Source organism: Marinobacter sp. ATCH36 (assembly GCF_023555055.1).
Taxonomy (GTDB): Bacteria; Pseudomonadota; Gammaproteobacteria; order Pseudomonadales; family Oleiphilaceae; genus Marinobacter.
Genome location: NZ_JAMJPL010000004.1, coordinates 42128 through 64983 on the forward strand (window position 1 = coordinate 42128; position 22856 = coordinate 64983).

A 22856-nucleotide genomic window follows, 5' to 3' on the forward strand; every position below is an offset into this window, starting at 1 on the left:
GCGCTCCATGAGTTTTTTGTAATGAATGCCACCTTGTATGGCCCGGTATCTATGACAAAATTGCGCCTCAAATTGCTGTTTCAGGGAACAAAACCAGTGACACCTCTACGTCTTCTTACCTGTCTGATTGTGTTGATGGTTGCTGCCGCCTCGGCCCATGCAAAAACTGTCTACGTCGATGACACCCTGTTTGCTCCCATTCGCAGTGGCGAAGGGACACAATACCGCATTCTTCATTCCGGCGTTCGCAGTGGTACTGCTCTGGAACTTCTGGAAACATCCGAATCCGGCTACAGCCGGGTACGAACTCCCGATGGTATCGAAGGCTGGATAGTCAGCCGGTACATTACCGAGACTCCAATCGCCAGACAGCGCCTTGAACAGACCAACCGTCAGCTCGAACAGGCACGTAACGAACTGGGCGAGCTCAAGACACAGTTGCAAGAAGTCACCAGTGAGCGGAATGAGCTCAGGAATTCCGAAGAAACCCTGCAATCCAGGGCCGGGCGACTTAGCGAAGAGCTCAACAATATTAAAGAGGTGGCTGCCGATTCGATCAACCTTGACCGTCGAAACGGCGAACTTCGCGAGGAGAACCAGAAACTTCGCAATGAGCTGGAGGTGCTTACCGCCGAAAAGGAAAGGCTGGAGGGGAAGAAAGAATCCGACTTCATGCTGCTTGGCGCCGCCCTGGTATTGGCCGGCGTGATTCTCGCACTGGTTATCCCGATGCTTAAGCCAACCCGAAAAAACGATAACTGGGCCTGAGCTCGGGCCCCGGCACACTCAGGCGTGTTCTTTGACGCTCGCGCGCTTAGCCATTATAAAGAATAAAACAACAATCGAGAGGTGGCGGTATGTCTGAGTTCATGAAGGATTATTCAGAAAAGCGCGATTTCCACCGCATGACCATGAATTCGGAAATCGAACTCTCGGACAGCAATGGAGTCGCATTTCCGGGAATTTGTAAAGACCTGAGTGGCAGCGGCATGCAGCTGTTTGTTGAAAAAGCATTTTCCGAGGGAGACGAGATACATACCCTGCTGCCGTCAACCAGTGAGCAGTTTCCCCCGTTCGAGACGGTTTGCCGCGTGCTTCGATGCGAACCCGAAGGCGACGGATTTCTGCTGGGAATGGAGATTTTGAAGGTCACACGCTAACGAGGATACCCGGCAGTCACAGGCGACTACCGGGCCCGGAACAGCATCAACGGAGGTCAGTCGGCCTTGAGCGACGTTTCGGACACCACAATACCGTTGTTGTCAGCATAGACATAGTGACCTGGATGGAAGGTCACGCCACCAAACGTTACAGATACGTTCAGATCACCCACACCGCGTTTTTCCGTTTTACGTGGATGCGTGCCCAAAGCCTGAACACCCAGAGCAGTCTTTCCGATCACGTCCACATCCCGGATGCAGCCGTAAATGATCAGCCCGGCCCATCCATTGTCAGCCGCTTTTTCCGCCAGCATGTCGCCGAGCAGCGCAGCACGCTTTGAACCACCACCGTCAACAACCATTACCCGTCCATTGCCCGGAAGGGCTACCTGCTCTTTGACGATGGAATTATCCTCAAAGCACTTGACCGTAACTATCTCGCCGCCAAAAGCATCTCGGCCACCAAAGTTCCGAAAACCCGGCTCCACCACAAGAACTTCGGGATAATCATCACACAGATCAGGGGTTACGATAGGCACGCTTGCGCTCTCCTTTATCTCAAAATGATCAATCAATTTTTTCGTCAGCAAGGAAAAACCAGGTATCCAGAACCGAGTCCGGATTCAGGGAAACAGAATCGATACCCTGATCCATCAGCCACTTCGCAAGATCCGGATGGTCGGAGGGCCCCTGCCCACAAATGCCGATGTACTTGTTGGCCTTCTTGCAGGCCTGAATAGCACTGGCCAGTAATGCTTTGACAGCATCATTCCGCTCATCAAAAAGGTGCGCAATGATACCGGAGTCCCTGTCCAGCCCCAGGGTTAGCTGGGTCAGATCATTGGAGCCGATGGAAAAACCGTCAAAGTGCTCCAGAAACTGATCCGCCAGCAAGGCGTTGGCAGGCAGCTCACACATCATGATGACCCTAAGGCCATTCTCGCCACGTTTGAGCCCATTCTCGGCCAGCAGGCTCACCACCTGCTCTGCCTCACCCACGGTGCGCACAAACGGCACCATCACCTCGACGTTGGTGAGCCCCATCTCATTGCGAACTTTCTTGAGCGCACGGCATTCCAGCTCAAAACAGTCACGGAAGGTTTCCGAGATATAGCGAGACGCGCCCCGGAAGCCCAGCATCGGGTTTTCCTCATCCGGTTCGTACAGGGTTCCACCGATCAGGTTTGCGTATTCATTGGATTTGAAGTCTGACAGGCGGACAATCACTTTCTTGGGGGCAAAAGCCGCAGCCAGTGTGGAGATGCCTTCAACCAGCTTGTCGACGTAGAAATCCACCGGGGAACTGTATCCCGAGATCCGTTTTTCCACGGTCTGGCGAATGTCACGTGGCAGGCCGTCATAGTTCAGCAGCGCCTTGGGATGCACGCCGATCATCCGGTTAATAATGAACTCCAGGCGCGCCAGGCCAACGCCCTCATTGGGCAATGCCTGAAAGTCGAAAGCCCGGTCGGGGTTGCCCACGTTCATCATGATCTTGAACGGAATGGCAGGCATGGAATCCACGGTGTTCTCTTTCAGCTCAAAGTCCAGGCTGCCTTCATAGATCATGCCGGTGTCGCCCTCGGCGCAGGAAACCGTCACTTCCTGACCGTCTTTCAGTACTTCCGTGGCATCGCCACAACCCACCACCGCGGGAATCCCCAACTCACGGGCAATAATTGCCGCGTGACAGGTGCGCCCGCCCCGGTCAGTCACGATGGCGGAGGCCCGCTTCATGACCGGCTCCCAGTCCGGGTCAGTCATGTCGGTTACCAGCACATCTCCGGCCTGCACCCGGTCCATTTCCTTGATACTGGTGATGATCTTGACCGGACCGCTGCCAATCTTGTGACCAATACTGCGGCCTTCCACCAGAACGGTGCCGGTTTCATTCAGCAGATAGCGCTCCATGACGTTTGCGGATGCACGACTCTTGACGGTTTCCGGACGGGCCTGAACGATGTAGATCAGGCCGTCATCACCGTCTTTCGCCCACTCAATATCCATCGGGCGCTGGTAGTGCTTTTCGATGATCATGGCCTGTTTGGCAAGCTCTTCCACTTCTGCATCGGTAATACAGAAGCGGTTACGGTCGTCCTGCTCAACCTTCACGGTTTCCACGAACTGCCCTGCGGACGGATCCGTGTGATGAACCATCTTGATGGCCTTGCTGCCCAGATTGCGGCGCAGAACCGCAGGCCGGCCTGCCTCCAGGGTAGGCTTGTGCACGTAGAACTCATCAGGATTCACGGCGCCCTGAACCACCGTTTCACCAAGGCCGTAGGAACCGGTGATAAACACGACATCCCGGAAGCCTGACTCGGTGTCGAGGGTAAACATAACACCACTGGCAGCGGTTTCGCTGCGAACCATCTTCTGAATGCCTGCAGACAGGGCTACCTGTTTATGATCGAATCCGTGGTGAACGCGATAGGATATGGCACGGTCGTTAAACAGCGATGCGAAAACTTCTTTAACCGATGTTCGGACCTGTTCAAGACCCACCACATTGAGAAACGTTTCCTGCTGGCCCGCAAACGAGGCATCAGGCAGGTCTTCAGCCGTAGCTGAGGAGCGCACTGCTACCGCCATCCTGTCATTACCGGCACGGAGTTTGGCGTAAGCGTCTTCCAGTGGCTTCTCTAGTGCCTCAGGGAACGGCGTATCGAGGATCCACTGGCGGATCTGGGATCCGACCCGCGCAAGTTCATTAACGTCATTGATGTCGAGGACGTCGAGAGCATTATCGATCTTTTCCCGCAGGCCATCTTTTGCGAGGAATTCTCGATAGGCATGGGCCGTGGTGGCAAATCCGCCGGGTACAGTAACACCAGCATTGGCGAGATTACTGATCATTTCACCGAGGGAGGCGTTCTTCCCCCCCACCCGGTCAACGTCTGACATTCCCAGGTGATCAAACCAGATGATGTAATCTTCCAAAGCGTGTCTCCCTTGATTCGTTTTAGCAAAGAGCGATACCGGAGCGGTGAAGGTAACTCTCGCGTTAGCGTTACCCTGACCCTGCAATTCCTGCATTCTCCACTGCGGGCTCTCGAACTTGGCGTGTATGATACTGTAACCTGTGGGAATTACCTAGGGAACCCGCCAATTACGGAGCCGGACTACACGCCATGAAAAGAACCGCTTTCTTCATCTCCGATGGTACCGGGCTGACCGCCGAGGCTCTCGGCCACAGCCTGCTGGCGCAATTCGAGAAAATCGAATTCGAGCGCATTACCGTGCCATACATCGATGACGCTGACAAAGCCCGGGAGATGGTCAAGCGCATCAATAAAGCAGCCGAGGTAGACGGCTCGCGACCACTGGTTTTTGACACTATCGTAAACAGCGACATTCGGGATCTCATTTCCGGTGCAGAAGGCTTCATGGTGGATATCTTTGGCACCTTCCTGAGCCCGCTTGAGCAGGAGTTACGGTCGTCTTCGTCCTACACCGTCGGCAAGTCCCACGCCATCAACAATGAGGGCAGCTACGAACGAAGGATCAAAGCCGTCAACTTCGCACTTGCGAACGACGACGGTGCGCGCACCCGTCACTATGACGAAGCCGACCTGATACTCGTAGGCGCATCCCGTAGTGGCAAAACTCCCACTTGCCTGTATCTGGCACTGCAATACGGCGTAAAGGCTGCCAACTACCCGATCACCGAGGAGGATCTGGAAGACCAGCGGATGCCATCAGCATTACGCTCCCACAAGGAAAAAATCTTTGGGCTGACCATCGAGCCTGAGCGACTGGCCATCATCCGCAATGAGCGCAAGCCCAATTCGCGGTACTCGTCCCTGAAGCAATGCATGCATGAAATCGAGGAAATCGAGCTGATGTATCGCCGGGAGCGCATCCCCTACCTCAATACCACGGCCTACTCCGTAGAGGAGATATCCACCCGTATCATGGTAACTACCGGGCTCAAACGAAACCGTTAGCCCGGACAGCGAAATGGCCTACAGCTCCTGAATCTCCAGCCCCAGCTTCTCCGCGGTGTCGCGGTTTTCGAAGCTGGTGACAACCGCCACACTGGCGTTCTCCGGCTTCAGCCATTCCTTCGCCACCCGCTTTATGTCTTCCAGGGTCACTTCCAGTACCCGCTCGCGGAATCGGGCGCGCTGCTCTGGTGTACGACCAAACAGGTGATTATGGAAGGCATGACGGGCCGCACCCGCCGGGGAGCGTGGGCGGTCCAGCTGGCCGATGACTCCGAGAATGGACTCTTCCAGTTCCTGGGGGTCATGCTGCTCTTGCTGCAACCAATCCAGTGCCGTGTCGAAGTCCCCGAGAGTCTCGGACAGCCTCGGATCACGATAGGAAAAGAACCGGAAGATACCGTTAACACTGTCCTGGCCAGCACCGCCTCCATAGGCTCCGCCCTTCTCACGGATGGCCCTGTGCAGGTACCCGTTGCGAAGAAAGCCACCCAACACCGTCAATGCAGCTGCATCGGGATGATCGATGGCAACTGTGCTGTAAGCCTTGGCACAGAAATTCACCTGCGTCGAGGTCAGCCAGGCTTCACGGGCCCGATAACTGACGGGTGCCAGCTTCCAGGGTTCGCCAGCTTCGGCTTTGGTATCGCCCCAGATGGATTTCAACTCCGTCAACATGGGACCCAGCTGATCTTCCTCACCAATCAGCAGGAATTCACGGGATTGCTGCCGGATACGCTCGTGCAGCGCGGCGAGGCGTTCGCAAAGCGTGTCTAGCTCCGCGGGGGTGTCCAGTGATTTGTCCAATGCCTTGACCCCGCGAACGGCCGCCAGACCACCGAGCCGGAAAGCCAGCCAGGCACCGGCGCTGAGGCCCTGGGCAGCAGCGCCCATAGCCAGGGCATGACCACTACCGGTCACGCCCTGCTCCCTGCGGGAACGAATCTGGGCTACCAGTTCGCGAACCCGCTCTTTTTCGTCAAAACGGGCGCCGTCGAACACGTCCTTTAACAGACGGGTCAGCGCCTCGCGGTTTCTGGCCAGCGCCTTACCATTGAATACAATGTAGCCTGACAAATCCTGCACATCGTCGATTTTTCCCTTGGCAGTAAAGGAAGCACTGATGCCGCCGGATTCGGCGGAAATTCGATCCTGCATCTGCAGGTAATCCAGATTACCGCAGCCCACTTCCGGAATCAGCGTGGTGTAGTACGGCAGTAACAACAGCTCGGCTTCAGATAGATCCGGGACCGGCACAACTACCTGTTCATAGACCAGGCCGTTGGTCCCCCGCGCATAAATGGTTGCCGACATGTCGCCGTCAAACCGCGCTTCGGGTTCCGGCAACTGCAGTGGCACATCGGTCAAATCCACCTTGGGCAGGATGGAATCATCATCCTTGCGGGTCTGGCGTTCTTCGAGAGCCCTGGCCCGATCGACAATCTGTTGAACCTCTTTATCGGTGAGTGAGGCCTTGCGTCGGGCCAACGCCTCACGAATCGCGGCCTGACGGCGGCTTTCCAGCTTGTCATCGGGGCGTAGCGTGAGGGTAACCCGGTGGGGATTTTCAAGCAGTTTGCTGCGAATCAGGTCCGGCACATAGTTCGGGTCCCGGATTTTCTCACGCATGTCCGCCAGCACAGGTTCCAAGTCCAGAAGCTCCACCGGATCACCGCCATGAACCATCGGCGAAATGGCCGTCATGATCAACTGCAGACCGTATGGGAAACTGTCACCCGCAATCTCACGCTGGTGAAGCTCCAGCTGGTGCAGAATGGCCTCCAGGCGGTCCTGGCTGACACCCTCTTCCACCACTTTTGCCAGCGTCTGTTCGATCAACTCTTCCAGATCGCCCTGTTTGTCCGGTTCGCTACCCTCGATGCCGCAGACAAAAGTCATTTCGCGGTTGGAGTCCTCAAGGCCGCACATGGGCGAAGGCGAGTGCCCGATATCCGTGGTTTCCAGAGCACGCATCAATGGCGAAGCACTGTTTTCCAACAGCACACTGGCCAGCAGCTGGCCTTCAAGGTTTTCCTGCAGGTCAAAGCTGTGCCCCAGCAACCAGCCCATCACGATGTGGGTCTTGTGGCTGGTTTCCTCACCCTCACTGATGGCGTAGCTCTGGTCGACACGAACCGGGGAGAACATCCGCTTCTCGTCCCGCACCGGCAGTTCCACATCCAGACGATCAAACTGCTTGAGGGCAAGTTCTTCGAAGCGCTGATGATGTTCGTGAGCCGGTATATCGCCGTAAGTGGCAAAAATTGCATTGCTGGGATGATAGTGGTGACGGTAAAAACGCAGCAGATCATCGTAGCTCAGATCGACAATGTGGTCTGGTTCCCCACCGCTGTTGTAGTGATAGGTGGTAGTCGGGAACAGATGGCTGGAGAGGTTCTGCCACAACTGGGACGTGGGTGCGCTCATGGCACCTTTCATTTCGTTGTATACCACACCGCGGTAAACCAGATCCGTGGACGGATCCTCCGGTGTATCGAATTCCAGGCGGTGACCTTCCTGGGCGAAGTCCAGGGGATCCAGTGACGAGAAAAACACCGAATCCAGATAGACCGTCAGCAGGTTATCAAAATCCTTGCGGTTCATGCTGGCAAAGGGGTATGCAGTCCAGTCACTGCTGGTAAACGCATTCATGAAGGTGTTCAGGGAACGGCGGATCATCATGAAAAACGGATCCCGCACCGGGAATCGTTCGCTACCACAAAGCGCAGTATGCTCCAGGATATGGGCCACCCCGGAGGAGTCCATAGGGAAGGTCCGCAGCGCAACGAAGAACACATTCTCATCGTTGTCTGCCGCCAGGTGCAGATGGCGGGCGCCGGTTTTCCGGTGACGGTACTCTTCAACGGTCACGTTCAGCGTGCTGATCCGGTGGCTGCGTAGCATTTCAAACGCCGGATGGACTGTGTTCTCGATCACTGCCGCCATTAAAACTATCCTGTCTTTAACCAAATGGGGATTGTAGGGTAACACGTACTTTCTACTATCATGCACTAACCAGACACCACAAGGCAGTAGCCGAATCCATGACCACTGAAACTCAGGGTAACCAACCTCCGGAAACCGCCAGGAGTACTTCCGGGCCCGGTCAAAAGCCAACCAGCAAGGGCCAGAATATTCATGCCCCAGAAGTGGCCGCCTATTGGGACGAACGCCGCAGGTACCTGGAGCGCATACGCCGGGTCCCCGAGATCAGGCAGCGTTACTGGCGCGCCATTGGCATATACCTGCTTCGCAGGGTGCTGTGGTCATTCGGTTTTTTCCCGGTGTTTCTCGCTTTCTGGATACCGTTTGTGCTTTCCAGCTTCAACCCCGTGGTCATGGCATCCGACCTGATCCCTTTGCTTGAGAGTTTCGTCGACGCAAATCCGGAAGTGCAGGCTAATACTATCAGTACGCTGGCCATCGCTTGGGGATCTGTCGGATTTTTCTTTCTGGTATTCGATTTTGTGCTAACGCCATTCAAATCCCCCTATCGGTACGAGGCGGATGTGTACATGCGTTCCTGGGAGCAGCTCAACCATGACCAGCTTCCGGAGAAAGTGTGATTTGTCCTGCATTCTCGTGAACTTCAGTGACTTTCTGTTACATAACATTGCCCCGGCTGGGTAAGATTAGGCTGTGTAATCCCTGATTCCTGCTGAAGAACGACAACGAAACAGACGGGGCATTGGAAGTCACACAGGAATGCAGAATTGAGAGGTTTCCCATGGTCGATTTCAGACCGCTACTGTTCGTTAACGCGCTGGCGCTGATGCTTCTGGTGACAGCAGGCTTTGCGTCGGTACGCAGTGAGTTGTCCATGAATACGGATACCGTGGCCAGTGAGCCAGAGACCGGGGAACTCTACCAGGACAACTCTAAAGAACCTGCTGCCGAACCTTTCTTTATTCCCGAGCTGCCAGACGATCCAAAGCTGGTGGCTGTCTCTGAGCAACCCTCGGCAATGCCCGAATCCGGCACTGATGCATCTCCAATGCAACCTGAAGAACCCCGCCCGACAACGGGTAAGCTGGTGCTGCGTTCAAATGTGGTCGGTGATGAAGTCACCATCAACGGCAAGGAGTATGGCGCCACCCGGCTGGATCTGGAACTGGAAGCCGGCCAATACGAGGTTGTAATCAGCAAGGAAGGCTATAAGCCCTGGCAGCAAACGGTGGCGCTCTCGGCCGGCAATGAAAAGACACTTGTTGGCAAACTGGATGCCTACACCCGGGTAGAATACCGCGACGGTACCTGGATAGGCGGCGTTAAAACCGGCGACGGCACCTATGAAGATGCCAATGGCCTGCGCTACGAAGGGCACTTCGTGGCTGGCGAATTTGATGGCCAGGGCACACTCAGGCTTGCCAACAATGACATTCTGACCGGGCAGTGGTCCGAGGGACAACTGAACGGGCATGGCTCGCTCACGACATCGGATGGCACGCTGTATGTAGGCGGGTTCCGCAACGACGAGTTTCACGGCGAAGGTACCCTCACCTATCCGGACGGGCGGCGTTACGAGGGAGAATTCTCAAACGGAGAATTTCACGGCCAAGGCCAGGAAGTGTTTGCCGACGGCAAGAAATACGAAGGCGGATACATTGAAGGTTCGTTCCACGGCAAGGGTTTGCTGCGCAATCCCAATGGCAGTTCGATTGAAGCGACCTTCCGGTATGGCGAACCCTACGGACAGGTTCGCCTGACAACGGCAGCCGGGGAGGTATTCACCGCCCGGACCAAGGAACCCGGTGTTTGTTATCGGGACAAGAGCTATCGGGCGACCCAATGCCCGAAACTGGAAGGCTGGTAAGCATCAGCCCGATAATGAACACACATGCAGTAAAGGTTGAGGTTGTGACATGGCGATCAAGAACGCCCTCCTGGTGGATGACTCGAAAGTGGCTCGATTTGCCCTGAGCAAACTGCTGGAAGGCCGGGACATGCAAGTAAACATGGCCGGCTCGGCAGAGGAGGCACTGGACTTCCTTAGCTCCAACATTCGCCCGGATGTGATCTTCATGGATCACCTGATGCCAGGTATGAACGGCGTGGAAGCCACGAAAGCCATCAAGGGCAATCCGGAAACCGCCACCATCCCCATCATTATGTGCACCTCCAAGAAATCACCGTCATTCATGGAGGAGGCCCGAAATTTCGGTGTCTATAATATTCTCACCAAACCGCCTCACACTGAAGGCCTGAGCCTGGTTCTGGAACAGCTCGACAGCGACGTGACTGATGGCAATCTTCCTGAGCCACCGGAGCTGGACGTCGCTGCCGATGCCACTGAGGAAAGCCCGCTGGACATACCCGTTGATGCATCGGTAGAAATGTCGCCACAAGCCGATGGTAAAACGCATACCGGTGGCAACGGCAGCGGGTCCCAAGTGGTTCCACTGACCAGCGATCTGATCGAGCAGATTGCCCGCTCGGCAGTGAAAACCCACATCAACAATCGCCTGCACGAACTCCTCAGCTCTCTGTTTGACGAACAGTTCGACCACCTCAAGCGCGCACTGGACGAATCTGCAAAAAGGCAGGAAGCCGCCGTGGAAGAGCGCCTGAACGCTGTCACAGGTATGGTCGAAGAGCGCACGCGCAACCTCTGTGACGATGTGGCAGCGGAAGTAAACCTGAACCTGACCCGGGAGCTGGCCGAGCTGCGCAAGGATCTGTCCCGCAATACCGGGTTTACCAGCGACCACATGGCAGAATTGAAGGACCACATCACCAGCGTACAAACCATCGACACCGAGTTCTGGCAGACCCTGCAATCAGAAGCCATACAGCAGGCTCATGAGATTTCCCGGGAAACCGCCGAAGACATCGCCCAGCGCACGATCGACCTGTTTGTATCCCAGCAGCGTTCGACCACATCACGCATCTACACCATGGGCCTGGCTGCCAGCCTGGGCATTTTCGCAGTGGGCATCGCCTGGTTGTCAGGGCTGTTCGGCTAATCGTCGCCTGACGCGGTGCCAGTCTGCGGGTGTATCCACATCCAGGCTGGCGCCAGCCATGGCTATCCGGCCAGCGCCATTTCCCGCCAGCACACCAGCTGCCCCCCTGTCACCTTCCAGCATCATAACCTGCGGCCACAAACGCCTGGGAATATAGGCGGGCGCACCCGGCTTGCCTTGCATATCTGCGGCAAAGGGTTGCGACGGGTTGTTCCTGGCGGCATCCGCCAACGCATGCAACGAATTAACTTCTATCAGGGGCTGATCCAGCAGCACAACGAACACACCTTTTGCCCCGGGTGCAAGGCTTGCCAAGCCCGCCTTCAGTGATGCCGACATACCTATTCGCCAGTTCTGCGCAAAAACCCAGGATGATGGCTGCACACGGCAGCGATAACGCACCAGGGGGTACCAGCCGCCAGCAACAACGGTAACCGGCGCACCGAGCTGCCTTGCCTGGCCAATCGCGTGATCCAGCAGCGTACCTGAATGTACTGGCAACAACGCCTTTGACCCACCCATTCTGTGCGAAGCTCCGGCGGCCAATACGAGTACGGGAAAGGCATCATTGCGATCTGCGTCGGTCTTCTCCATTGTTACCTGCTCAGTTGTTTTCGCCATGCACCATACACAAAGCTGCGAGCGTTGGCGGATTTTTGCTAGAATTCGCCCATCAATCAACTTCATCTCCCCAGGCTTCTCTGATGAACCACCTTTTCGTAGACAATCTGACGGTTATCGACTTCGCCTACCTGGACGCTACACGCGGGCTCGTAGGTGAAAGCTGGATTGCTGATGTGGTTCTTGGGGGCGAGCTGGACGACCAGGGCATGGTGTTTGATTTCAGCAACGTCAAGCGCACCATAAAACGGGTGATCGATGAGCGCGTGGATCACCGCCTGGTGATTCCGCGGGGCTACAGCGGTCTTGAGTGGAATGAAGATGAGCCGGATCGTTTCCTGTGGCGCCTGAAAGACGGCACCCATATTGTCCACCAGTCCCCGGACCAGGCGGTAGTCTGGCTGTCCTCCGAGAGAGTCGTGCCTTCGGCGGTCGCCAGACTTCTGGAGCATGAGTTGGTCGCAGTGCTGCCAGCCAATGTGACAGACGTGGAGATTACGCTCCGGGAAGACGTGATTGAGGGCGCCTATTACCACTATGTCCATGGCCTGAAAAAACATCTGGGCAACTGTCAGCGGATTGCTCACGGGCATCGCTCTCCCATCCGCATTGACCGAAACGGCCACCGGGACCGCAATCTCGAAAATCTCTGGGCGAAGCTCTGGCAGGATATCTATGTGGGCTCCGAGGAGGACGTGACACAGCGCCAGGTGGCCGCAGACGGCACCGCATACGTGACCTTCGAATACGAGGCGAACCAGGGAGAGTTTTCGCTGACACTGCCAGAAAGCCGTGTGTACATGCTGGATACCGACACCACGGTAGAGCTGATTGCAGCGCATATTGCCGAGCAACTCAAAGCCGAGTATCCGGAGGATGTTATTCGGGTAAAGGCCTACGAAGGGGTTGGTAAGGGTGCGATTGCCTCAAGGGGTCTGTCCCCGAACGGGGACTGACCCCATTTACACTGACCCAGCTGGCTTCTCATCGGAGCTAGCGGGTGACTTGTTGACTGGTCAGTATGTATGGGTCAGTCCACGCAGGGACAGACCCCCGGAGATCTCTGACTGATGAGGATAAATGGGGACAGACCCCTAACAAAAAAACCGCCCGAAGGCGGTTTTTTTGATGGCTGACCGGTGGACTAAACCGATAAGCCGTATTGGCGTCCCCTAGGGGGTTCGAACCCCTGTTGCCGCCGTGAAAGGGCGGAGTCCTAGGCCACTAGACGAAGGGGACTAGAAATTGGTGGAGCCAAGCGGGATCGAACCGCTGACCTCAACACTGCCAGTGTTGCGCTCTCCCAGCTGAGCTATGGCCCCTCAACGGCTGCGTATATTAAGGATCGGCCCCTGGGGCGTCAACCTTTTTTCCAACGTTTTTTCAGTTTCGTGAACATCCCTGTCCGGGCCGTTTACTATTCCATCAATCTGGTTACTCAGCGAGCAAAGCTGCGTATTCCTTCTCCACCCGTTTGGTTTCCTTTTTCGAGAAGCCGCCCATCAACTCAAGAGCATGGCGCAGGCGGGAACGGGTCATGTCCGGGCCGAGGATGGCCATGGAATCCATGACGGACCAGGAGTTGGGCGTACCGGCAATGGCGACAAAGATGGCAAACATAAAGTCACCCATTTTCAGCTCCATGGCCTTGGCCAGGGTCTTGATGTCAGCAAAGATGTTGTCCTTGCTCCAGTGACGCTGGGCTTCCAGCTTCCAGAGCGTGAACTGGAGAACACGCTTGACCTGAGCCTCCTCAAGCTTGTTATGACTGAAGTCTTCCGGCTTGAGATTGAGCATGCCAGAGAACATGAACGACGCCATGGGCGCCACATCACTGAACACTTCTGCCCTGCCCTTGATGTGCGGCACCAGGTCCCGCAGCGCCTGTTCGTTGAACCACCACTGGCGCATGCGCTCGATGAACTGGTCGTCGCTGAGTTCGTCGCGGATCCACTGGCCGTTGAGCCAGCGCAGTTTTTCCACGTCGAAAACCGGCCCCCCCAGGGAAACCCGCTGGATATCAAAGTTCTCGATCATTTCGTCCAGGGTGAATTTTTCGCGCTCGTCGGGCATGGACCAGCCCATGCGGCCAAGGTAGTTGGTCACTGCTTCGGGCAGGAAGCCCATGCGCTCGTAGAAATTGATGCTGGTGGGGTTTTTGCGCTTGGACAGCTTGCTCTTGTCAGGATTGCGCAGCAGTGGCAGGTGACACAGCACCGGCATATCCCAACCGAAGTACTCATACAACAGTTTGTGCTTGGGCGCCGAGTTGATCCACTCTTCACCACGCAACACGTGGGTGATATCCATCAGATGGTCGTCCACAACGTTGGCCAGATGATAAGTGGGCATGCCGTCAGATTTCAGCAGGATCTGGCTGTCCACCTGGGACCAGTCGATCTCGATCGTGCCGCGCAACATATCTTCAATCTCGCAAACACCAGTCTCCGGCACCTTCATGCGGATCACATAAGGGTCGCCGGCATCCAGCCGGCGCTTGACCTCTTCCTCCGGCAGCTCCAGATCACCTTTAATTCCGGGATTCAGACCCTGAGCCTTACGCTCTTCGCGGATGGCCTCCAGCTCGTCCGGTGTACGGAAACAGTAAAAGGCATGCCCTTTGGTAACCAGGTCCAACGCGTACTGACGGTAGGAATCCTTGCGCTCCGACTGCCTGTAGGGACCATGGGGGCCACCCACATCCGGCCCCTCGTCCCATTCAAGCCCCAGCCAGCGTAGCGCCTGCAGGATATCCTGTTCCGACTCTTCGGTGCTTCGGGCCTGATCCGTATCTTCAATCCGCAGAATAAACTGTCCGCCATGCTGCCGGGCGAAGCACAGGTTAAACAGCGCCACGAAGGCGGTACCAACGTGGGGGTCTCCGGTGGGAGACGGTGCGATTCGGGTGCGTACGGTCATGAAAACATCCTGAAGGTTACTGCCTGATGAAGGCTGTGCGTTAAAAGCCCCGCATTATACCGGCCACAGCCAGTTTTCGCATGGGCGCCGGTAAATCCGCTTCATCCAAGCCTGAAAATGTTATATTATAACGTATCTTTAATTTTAAAGGACTCACCGAATATGATCGCCAAACGCTTTGCAGGCGCCACCGCGCTGGGATTTGCCGGGCTCCTCGGAGCCGCCAATGCCCTCGCGGCCACGCAAATTGTCACCTCACTGAAACCCATTGAGTTATTGGTAAAGGCTGTGGCGACGGACGATGTTGAAGTCACCACGCTGGTACCTCCCGGTTCCAGCCCCCACAACTACTCCATGAAGCCCTCACAACGCCGGGCACTGTCAAACGCCGATGCCGTTTTCTGGGTTGGCCCGGAAATGGAAACCTTTCTGACACGGCTGCTCAGCGGTAACGAATTCAGTAACCGCACCCATTCCCTCATGCACGGAGAAAACGTACCCGAAGTCGATACGGATGACGATCACCATGGCCATGACGACCATGGACACGGGCATGAGCAAGAAACCAGTCATCATGGTCATGACCACGGCGCCGGAGAAGATCCCCATATCTGGCTGGATCCGGCACTGGCACTGGATATGGCAAGGGATATTCACAGCATACTGGCGCGGCAGGATGGCGCAGACGTAGCGGCACTTGATACCAATCTGAACAGGTTTGAGCAGAGGCTGTCCGAAGCCGAAAGCGAGATTACCAGCCGGTTGAAGCCAGTGGCAGACATCGACCTGTTTACCTACCACGATGCATTCACGCGATTCGTGGAGCACTATGGCCTGACGCTGGAAGGCGTGCTGACCCTGAACCCCGAACTCTCCCCGGGGGCCAGGCATATTGCAGAAGTACAACAGAAATTGCAGAAGGCCAATCAGCCTTGCCTGCTGACGGAACCCCAGTTCAATCGCCAATGGTGGCGTTCGATCACTGAAGGTCTGGATATCACCTTCAGCACCTGGGACCCGTTAGCGACCGATATTGAGCCCGACCGCGACGGCTACATTGCTTTCCAGTATGGCCTGGCTGATGCGGTACTCAAGTGCTTACCAGAGAATGCCCAGTAATAGTGGGATAGTCACCATGGCCAGCAATGTCTGACCACTGATAATCCCCGCCATCAATGGCGCGTCACCACCCAGCTGACGCGCCAGTATGTAGGAAGACGTGGCCGTTGGCAGGGCGGCCAGCAAAACGGCCACTTGCACCATCATCCCCTCCAACCCCAAAAGCAGCGCCAGGCCGGCCGTCAACAACGGGAAAACCACCAGTTTGGCGGTCGAAGAGACCAGAAACGGCATTGAGGCACCACGCAGCGCCTTGAGCTGCAGACCAGCGCCAACAGTCATCAGGCCGAGCGGCAGGGCCAGATCGCTCAATGGCTCCAGAATTCCGGCCATCAGTGGATGGAATCCGATCTGGAAGTAGCTCCAGACCATCCCGACCACGGAGCCGATAATCAGCGGATTGGAAACAATGGCCTTGAGTACGGGTTTAAGTTTTACCGCGCCCTTTTCGGCGACCAGCGAAAACATGAGTATGCACAGCAGGTTGAGTAGAGGAACCTTCACTGCTATCGCTATGGCGATCAGCGACAGCCCCTCATCCCCGAGCAACATGCCTGCCGCCGCCAGGGCAACGTAGGAGTTGAAGCGAATGCCGCCCTGGAATACGGAGGAAAAAACCGGCCCGGGCCAACGCCAGACCCACCATAGCGCGAACAGCAACACCGTCATGGCCACCAGCATGGCCACGATCAATATCAGGATATCGCCATAGGCAGAAGCCGGCACCCTGGCCTGGCCCAGCTTGAAAATCAGCATTGCCGGGAAGAGCACGTAGTAGGTGAACCGCTCGGCCTGGAACCAGAAATCATCCCCGGGAAAATGCCAGCGCCGGAAAAGGTAGCCCAAAAGAATCAGCACAAACACAGGCATCAGCGCCTGTACCATTACCGGCATTGAAAATTACTCTCTGGAAAGGTGTTCCCGCATCAGCTGTGCGGTGCTCGACGAGAGCTTACTGTAGACTTCCAGCAATGCTGAAATCAACTCACCTGCGCACCTGATCAAGAACTGTAAAGTGTCCCGTGTTTCGCTAAAGCCCTACGGCAAGGGGGGCAGTTTTCCTGATAGAATAACGACTCTTTTCATTCAACCCGCTGACCTCAGCGACGAATGGCAGACAGATTCAGATTGGGCAGTTAATGAGCACGATTAGCACCACAGACATACCGGAACAGACAGCGGAAAGACCTACAGACACCCACTTCGGGCCGTCACGAAGATTCTGCGTGGCGCCAATGATGGACTGGACAACCTCCCACTATCGCTACCTGGCCCGTCAACTCAGCCGGCACGCTCTACTGTACACCGAGATGGTCACCACCGGCGCGCTGATCCATGGCGATACCGCGCGTTTCCTGCGGCATGAACCTGCGGAGTACCCGCTGGCGCTGCAACTGGGTGGCAGCAATCCGCAGGAACTGGCCCATTGCGCGGCGTTGGCGGAACAATACGGTTTTGATGAAGTGAACCTGAACGTTGGCTGCCCCAGTGACCGGGTACAAAACAACATGATTGGCGCCTGTCTGATGGGCCATCCCGACAAGGTGGCTGAGGGCGTAGAAGCGATGATCAATACCACGCGCCTGCCGGTAACGGTAAAACACCGTATCGGGATTGATGGCCGTGAGTCTTGGGAAGATCTGTGCGAGTTTATCGAAAAGGTCTCCCAGGCCGGCTGCCGCACTTTTATCGTCCACGCGCGCATTGCCGTTCTGGAAGGGCTGAGCCCCAAGGAAAACCGGGACATACCACCACTGAAATACGACTGGGTGTATAGGCTCAAAGCCCGTTACCCTCATCTCGAGATCATCATCAATGGCGGCATCAAGACCTTTGATGAATGCCGGCAACACCTTGAACATACCGACGGTGTCATGCTTGGCCGCGAAGCCTATCACAACCCCTGGCTGCTGGCCGGTGTGGACAATGAGTTTTTTGGAGCGCCCGGGCCGGCCCAATCCCGGCATGATGCTCTGCGCGCGGTATTACCATTCATTCAGGATGAACTCGACCGTGGGGTCTACCTCAGCCATATGTCCCGCCATCTGATGGGACTGTTCCATGGTCAGCCCGGAGGCCGCCAGTTCCGGCGTTACATCAGTGAGAATGCCCACAAGCCGGGTTCCGGCATTGAAGTTATCGAGCAAGCCATGGCCAGGGTTCCGGAGCCTGCCAGCTCATTGACTGACGCTTCAACCGCACCTGCCTGAACGTCCCGATACCTTTTACTGTCTTGTTCCTGTCAGAGCAGCCCGTTATTGTAGTCACATGACCTTCAGCGCCCGCGATACGGGCGATCAATAAAAAACCAATCAGGACGACAGGACGAATGACCAGCAAGCTCGAACAACTCAAAGCCATGACCACCGTGGTTGCTGACACTGGTGATCTGGACGCTATAGCCCAGTGGAAACCCCAAGACGCCACTACCAACCCTTCACTGCTCCTCAAAGCTGCGGCCTCCGACGCCTATCGCCCGATGCTGGATGAAGCCGTGGCAGCCGCCCGAAGGCAGGGTGGTTCCGATGCCGACCAGTTAACTTATGCCACCGATATGCTGGCCGTATTGGCCGGAAAAGAGATTCTTGGCCGCATTCCGGGCGTGGTCTCAACGGAAGTGGACGCACGGCTATCCTTTGATACCGGCGCCACCCTCACCCGCGCCCGCCGACTTGTCGAGCTTTACGACCATCTTGGCATGGACACCAGCCGGGTACTGATCAAGATCGCCTCAACCTGGGAAGGCATCCGTGCCGCCGAGCAACTGGAAAAGGAAGGCATCCGCTGCAACCTGACGCTGCTGTTCTCCTTCATCCAGGCCGCCGCCTGTGCCGATGCCGGCGCTTTCCTTATCTCACCGTTCGTGGGCCGTATACTGGACTGGCACCTGGCCGCGACCGGCCGCGACAGTTTCCCGGCAGAAGAAGATCCGGGTGTACAATCGGTAAGCCGCATTTACAACTACTACAAGGCCAATGGCTATAAAACCGTGGTTATGGGTGCCAGCTTCCGTAATACCGGTGAAATCGAGATGCTGGCGGGCTGTGACCGGCTCACCATCAGCCCGGCGCTTTTGCAGGAACTGGACGACGACTCCGGTTCCCTGCCCCGCCAGTTGTCGGCCGAAGGCGCCACAAGTTCTGACAGGCCCGGTGATATCGATGAACGCCTGTTTCGCTGGGAATCCAATGAAGACGCCATGGCCACAGAAAAGCTGGCAGACGGCATCCGCCGATTCACCAATGACCAGATTGAACTGGAAAAACGCGTCCGCCGGCTATCTCAGGCTGCCTGACCCGGCAGCAGTAACCGCGAGGAGAGTCGCATTACCATGATTGAGCGCCTGAAGAACCTGTTTGGCTCATCCGAAGACGAACCGACACAGCCCGACAACCACCAGCTGGCGATTGCAGCCACAGCGCTTATGGTCCAGCTGTCAAGGGTAGACAATGACGAAGACCAGCAGGAGCTGAAAACCATCATCGAATGCGCGGTCCGCGCCCATCAGGTTACCCGGGAAGAGGCGGAAGACATCCTCCAGGACGCGCTGAGCCATGCCGATGACGCCACCTCTCTTTACGAATTTACTGGCCTGATCAACGAGCAGTTGAGCCAGGAAGAAAAACAGGTACTGCTTGAGAGTATCTGGAGGGTGGCCTTTGCCGACGGCCGCATCGACAAGTATGAGGAACACATGATACGCCGCATGGCTGACCTGCTGCACCTGAACCACCGGGAATTCATGCAGGCCCGTTATCGCGCCGAAAGCGCTAACTGAAACTTAAGGAGCAAGTATGTTAGCTATTCTCCACCCTGATACCACGCTGGACAGCGAAGCCTATCGCCAGACCATGCACTTTCTCGAGAATCTGCCCGGTGTATCAGTCAGGGTTCATGAGGTTCAGGGTGCCACGCAGCGCCTCACCGAGGTTTATCTGCTGGGTGACACCAAATCCCTGGACAAAGACGAAATCGAGGCCCTTCCGGCAGTCGAGCGGGCTATTCGCATCTCGGACGACTACCGGATACTGGGTCGCCACAAGGATGACCGCCGTCAGAATGGTTTCAACTACAATGGTGTCACCTTCGATCAGTCCAACCTGAACATCTTTGCCGGGCTGTGTGCCGTCGATGTCCCCGAGCACGTGGAACAGATGATGCAGGCTCTGGAAGACAACGGCCAGGTCTGTACCCGCATGGGTGCCTACAAGCCCCGCACCAACCCCTACTCTTTCCAGGGGCATGGCAAGGGTTGCCTGCCCTGGGTATTCGAGAAGGCCGGCAAACATGGCATCAAGGTGATTGCCATGGAAATCACCCATGAGAGCCATATTGAGGAAATCGACCACTGCCTGGAACAGCTGGGCCGACCCACCGGTGTGATGCTGCAGGTCGGTACACGCAACACCCAGAATTTCGAGCTGCTCAAAGCCATTGGCCGCCAGTCAACTTATCCGGTGCTGCTGAAGCGCGGCTTTGGCATCACTCTGAACGAGTCACTGAACGCGGCCGAGTACCTTGCCAGCGAAGGCAACGCCAACGTGATTTTCTGCTTGCGCGGCATGAAAACCGAAGCGGGGCAGCCCCATCGCAACATGGTGGACTTTGCCCACGTGCCCGCGGTAAAACGGCTTACCCGCATGCCGGTGTGTGTTGACCCATCCCACTCGGTAGGCAGCCGTGAGAGGGCACCAGATGGCGTTCTGGACGTCATGCACGCCACGGCTCAGGGGGTGATTGCCGGTGCCAACATGGTGTTGGTGGACTTTCACCCCAAACCGGAAAAAGCGTTGGTGGATGGCCCACAGGCCCTGCTGATGCGAGAACTGCCAGCGTACCTGGAAGACATCCAGCTGTGTCATGACACCTGGAAGAAACGCCAGCAAATTTACAACCGTTTGAAGGAATCCGCTACAGAATGATCGTTTATGGGCACAGGGGCGCAAAGGGAGAAGCCCCGGAAAACACCCTCGCCGGATTCACCCATGCTTACCGTCATGGTGTCCGGAACTTCGAGCTGGACCTGGTCCTGTCCAAAGACGGTAAGCCGGTTATCATTCACGATCTTACGGTGGACCGCACAACGGGCCATGAGGGCAACGTTGGCAGTTACACCGCCGAAGAGCTTGCGGCAATGGATGCCCGGCGAAGCGGTATATCCTGGCCGCGGGCTGTCGGAATTCCCTCGCTGGAAACGTTGCTCAATGAATATCCCGATTTTGAGCAGTTGCAACTGGAAGTAAAAAAAGACAGTCGCCATCGCCTGAACATTCTCTGTAACCGCATGATTGAGGTGATTCAGCGCCGCGACCTGTATAACCGCGTTGTGATCACCTCTTCTGATCACTGGTTTCTGCAGCAAGCTCGTCGCAGGGACACGAAGGTGCGTATTGGTCTGGTTACTGACCGGAAATTCCCAAGGCCTGTGAATGCGGCGGCCCGGTTGCACTGCGACTTTCTGTGCATCGGTTGGCGCATCTGCACAGAAGCAATCGTGAGCGATGCCCACCGAAGGGGTATGCACGTGTCTACATGGACCGTTAACCGCATCCACGACATGCTTCAGCTTGAAGCCAAGGGTGTCGACAGCATTATCACCGATTACCCGACCAGCACGCGCATGTACTTCGATAATCGGGCACAAGCAGCCCTGCATTTGCCCGCAGGGCAAACCAGGGCGGACGGAACGAAATCAGAAAATCCTGTTCAGACCGTTTAGTGCTGCCACCCGATAAGCCTCAGCCATGGTGGGGTAGTTGAACGTGGTATTAATGAAATAGTTCAGGGAGTTGGCTTCGCCTTCCTGATTCATGATGGCCTGGCCGATGTGAACAATCTCTGCGGCCTGGTCGCCAAAGCAGTGAATGCCCAGAATCTCCCGCGTCTCGCGATGGAAGAGTATTTTCAGCATGCCGACCGGATCGCCGGTAATCTGGGCCCGGGCCAGATCCTTGAAGAAGGCCTGTCCCACCTCATAAGGCACCTTCCCCTCGGTCAGCTCCCGTTCTGTTTGGCCAACAGAACTGATTTCAGGGAGGGTATAAATGCCGGTCGGAACGTCGGTTACGCGACGGAAGTAATCATCCTTCAGGATATCGGAAGACGCTGACCGGCCCTGATCGTAAGCGGCACTGGCAAGACTTGGCCAGCCAATAACATCGCCGGCAGCGTATATGTTCTCCACTTCAGTCCGATAATGGTCGTCCACAGCTAGCTGTCCGCGGCCATTTGGCGTAAGGCCGATGTTGTCCAGCCCCAGCTTTTCGGTATTACCACTACGGCCGTTACACCACAGGAAGGCATCCGCGCGAATTTTCTTGCCGGACTGCAGCGACAGCACAACTCCATGGTCATCGCCATCAACAGATTCGTATTCTTCATTGTGCCTGACAAGTACACCATTATTGCGGAGGTGATAACTCAGGGCATCGGAAATCTCATCATCAAGAAATGTCAGCAAGCGACTGCCCGGATTGATCAGGTCCACTTTCACACCCAACCCGGCAAAAATGGAGGCGTATTCCGAGCCGATAACACCGGCACCGTATATGATCAGCGTACGGGGGGTATGGGAAAGATTGAGAATCGTATCCGAGTTATAAATCCGGTGATGACGGAAGTCCACATCCGGTGGTAGATAGGGACGTGAGCCCGTAGCAATAACGGCCTGCTTGAAATGAACGATTTCGTGGGACTTGTTGCCACGAATTTCCAGTCGGTGGGCATCGACAAAGCTGGCACGACCGTTGATGAGATCTACCCTATTACGGGCATAGAACTGGGTTCTCAGTTTTACCTGTTTACCAATCACCTTCTGGGCATTCTGCAGCACGCGAGGAAACGAGAACCACCGGGGTTCACCAATATCCCGGAACATCTGATTGGTGTTGAACGTGATGATCTGCTTGACCGAATGGCGCAACGCTTTGGAAGGGATTGTGCCCCAATGAGTGCAGTTACCGCCAACGGTGGGCTTGTCCTCGATGATCGCGACACGTTTGCCATGTTTCGTCGCATTCATCGCCGCGCCTTCCCCTGAGGGACCCGCGCCGATAACGACGACGTCGTAATGATGTTCTGCCATTCTGCAGTGACTCCTTATCTACGTCGTGGGGGAGCCTCTGAAAAGA

The 22856-nt window shown here is 56.2% G+C and carries 20 protein-coding genes and 2 tRNA genes; 13 read left to right on the top strand and 9 right to left on the bottom strand.

Translation table 11 applies throughout. The features are described from left to right. Positions 1 to 96: 96 nt before the first annotated feature. Positions 97 to 768 carry a TIGR04211 family SH3 domain-containing protein gene (locus tag M8010_RS13250; protein WP_250091908.1) on the top strand — a complete coding sequence of 224 codons (672 nt, stop codon included), beginning with the start codon at positions 97 to 99 and terminating at the stop codon, positions 766 to 768. Positions 769 to 857: 89 nt separating this feature from the next. Continuing rightward, positions 858 to 1160, top strand: coding sequence for a PilZ domain-containing protein (locus M8010_RS13255; protein WP_250091911.1), 303 nt, complete (start codon positions 858 to 860; stop codon positions 1158 to 1160). A gap of 56 nt (positions 1161 to 1216) precedes the next feature. Here M8010_RS13255 and rraA read toward each other — a convergent pair whose 3' ends face one another. Together rraA and ppsA are read right to left on the bottom strand one after the other, a co-directional pair. Then, a complete protein-coding gene (gene rraA / locus M8010_RS13260; protein WP_250091912.1) occupies positions 1217 to 1699 on the bottom strand; it encodes a ribonuclease E activity regulator RraA in 483 nt (160 codons plus the stop codon). Between the two features lie 28 nt (positions 1700 to 1727). Then, entirely contained in the window at positions 1728 to 4064 is a 2337-nt protein-coding gene (ppsA, locus tag M8010_RS13265) for a phosphoenolpyruvate synthase (protein WP_502846224.1), read from the bottom strand. A 227-nt stretch (positions 4065 to 4291) separates the two neighbouring features. On the opposite strand from ppsA, the gene ppsR reads away from it, so the two are divergent. Then, positions 4292 to 5107 carry a posphoenolpyruvate synthetase regulatory kinase/phosphorylase PpsR gene (gene ppsR, locus M8010_RS13270; protein WP_250091915.1) on the top strand — a complete coding sequence of 272 codons (816 nt, stop codon included), beginning with the start codon at positions 4292 to 4294 and terminating at the stop codon, positions 5105 to 5107. An 18-nt stretch (positions 5108 to 5125) separates the two neighbouring features. Here the strand turns inward: ppsR and M8010_RS13275 are convergent, their stop codons facing one another. Beyond that, positions 5126 to 8050 carry an insulinase family protein gene (locus M8010_RS13275; protein WP_250091916.1) on the bottom strand — a complete coding sequence of 975 codons (2925 nt, stop codon included), beginning with the start codon at positions 8048 to 8050 and terminating at the stop codon, positions 5126 to 5128. A 98-nt stretch (positions 8051 to 8148) separates the two neighbouring features. Between M8010_RS13275 and M8010_RS13280 the strand changes: the two genes are divergently transcribed. The 3 genes from M8010_RS13280 (at position 8149) to M8010_RS13290 (ending at position 11067) form a co-directional block, all read left to right on the top strand. Then, positions 8149 to 8670 (top strand): hypothetical protein, encoded by a 522-nt coding sequence (locus tag M8010_RS13280; RefSeq protein ID WP_250091918.1) that lies wholly within the window; start codon positions 8149 to 8151, stop codon positions 8668 to 8670. 161 nt (positions 8671 to 8831) lie between these two features. After that, entirely contained in the window at positions 8832 to 9917 is a 1086-nt protein-coding gene (locus M8010_RS13285; RefSeq protein WP_250091920.1) for an MORN repeat-containing protein, read from the top strand. A 49-nt stretch (positions 9918 to 9966) separates the two neighbouring features. Next, the gene (locus M8010_RS13290; RefSeq protein ID WP_250091923.1) at positions 9967 to 11067 is read left to right on the top strand and encodes a response regulator; all 1101 of its coding nucleotides are present in this window, start codon (positions 9967 to 9969) and stop codon (positions 11065 to 11067) included. On the opposite strand, the gene M8010_RS13295 is transcribed toward M8010_RS13290, so the two are convergent. Further along, complete coding sequence (locus tag M8010_RS13295; RefSeq protein WP_250091924.1) at positions 11050 to 11661, bottom strand: nucleotidyltransferase family protein; 612 nt, start codon at positions 11659 to 11661, stop codon at positions 11050 to 11052. The two genes, M8010_RS13290 and M8010_RS13295, sit on opposite strands and share 18 nt — an antisense overlap. A 110-nt stretch (positions 11662 to 11771) precedes the next feature. Between M8010_RS13295 and M8010_RS13300 the strand changes: the two genes are divergently transcribed. After that, the gene (locus M8010_RS13300; RefSeq protein WP_250091926.1) at positions 11772 to 12644 is read left to right on the top strand and encodes a 6-carboxytetrahydropterin synthase; all 873 of its coding nucleotides are present in this window, start codon (positions 11772 to 11774) and stop codon (positions 12642 to 12644) included. Between the two features lie 207 nt (positions 12645 to 12851). On the opposite strand, the gene M8010_RS13305 is transcribed toward M8010_RS13300, so the two are convergent. From M8010_RS13305 to gltX, 3 genes are all read right to left on the bottom strand, one after another. Then, positions 12852 to 12927 (bottom strand) — tRNA-Glu (locus tag M8010_RS13305). A 7-nt stretch (positions 12928 to 12934) separates the two neighbouring features. Next, positions 12935 to 13010: transfer RNA gene (locus M8010_RS13310), tRNA-Ala, on the bottom strand. Between the two features lie 112 nt (positions 13011 to 13122). Then, a complete protein-coding gene (gltX, locus tag M8010_RS13315; RefSeq protein WP_250091927.1) occupies positions 13123 to 14607 on the bottom strand; it encodes a glutamate--tRNA ligase in 1485 nt (494 codons plus the stop codon). A 162-nt stretch (positions 14608 to 14769) separates the two neighbouring features. Here gltX and M8010_RS13320 point away from each other — a divergent pair, with 162 nt between their 5' ends. Next, a complete protein-coding gene (locus M8010_RS13320; RefSeq protein ID WP_250091929.1) occupies positions 14770 to 15726 on the top strand; it encodes a zinc ABC transporter substrate-binding protein in 957 nt (318 codons plus the stop codon). On the opposite strand, the gene M8010_RS13325 is transcribed toward M8010_RS13320, so the two are convergent. Beyond that, positions 15706 to 16620: an AEC family transporter gene (locus M8010_RS13325; RefSeq protein ID WP_250091931.1), complete on the bottom strand. Its 915-nt coding sequence runs from the start codon at positions 16618 to 16620 to the stop codon at positions 15706 to 15708. The genes M8010_RS13320 and M8010_RS13325 overlap by 21 nt on opposite strands. A gap of 245 nt (positions 16621 to 16865) precedes the next feature. Between M8010_RS13325 and dusA the strand changes: the two genes are divergently transcribed. The 5 genes from dusA to M8010_RS13350 all read left to right on the top strand — a co-directional run bounded on the left by dusA (position 16866) and on the right by M8010_RS13350 (position 21445). After that, on the top strand, positions 16866 to 17936 hold the full coding sequence (gene dusA, locus M8010_RS13330) for a tRNA dihydrouridine(20/20a) synthase DusA (RefSeq protein ID WP_284048116.1): 1071 nt from the start codon (positions 16866 to 16868) through the stop codon (positions 17934 to 17936). 119 nt (positions 17937 to 18055) lie between these two features. Next, entirely contained in the window at positions 18056 to 19021 is a 966-nt protein-coding gene (tal, locus tag M8010_RS13335) for a transaldolase (RefSeq protein ID WP_250091932.1), read from the top strand. Between the two features lie 36 nt (positions 19022 to 19057). Then, positions 19058 to 19504: a tellurite resistance TerB family protein gene (locus M8010_RS13340; RefSeq protein WP_250091934.1), complete on the top strand. Its 447-nt coding sequence runs from the start codon at positions 19058 to 19060 to the stop codon at positions 19502 to 19504. Positions 19505 to 19520: 16 nt separating this feature from the next. After that, positions 19521 to 20648 (top strand): 3-deoxy-7-phosphoheptulonate synthase, encoded by a 1128-nt coding sequence (locus tag M8010_RS13345; protein ID WP_250091936.1) that lies wholly within the window; start codon positions 19521 to 19523, stop codon positions 20646 to 20648. Next, positions 20645 to 21445, top strand: coding sequence for a glycerophosphodiester phosphodiesterase (locus tag M8010_RS13350; protein WP_250091937.1), 801 nt, complete (start codon positions 20645 to 20647; stop codon positions 21443 to 21445). The genes M8010_RS13345 and M8010_RS13350 overlap by 4 nt, the downstream gene beginning before the upstream one ends. Here M8010_RS13350 and sthA read toward each other — a convergent pair. Then, the gene (sthA, locus tag M8010_RS13355; RefSeq protein WP_250091939.1) at positions 21419 to 22810 is read right to left on the bottom strand and encodes a Si-specific NAD(P)(+) transhydrogenase; all 1392 of its coding nucleotides are present in this window, start codon (positions 22808 to 22810) and stop codon (positions 21419 to 21421) included. The two genes, M8010_RS13350 and sthA, sit on opposite strands and share 27 nt — an antisense overlap. Between the last annotated feature and the right edge of the window lie 46 nt (positions 22811 to 22856).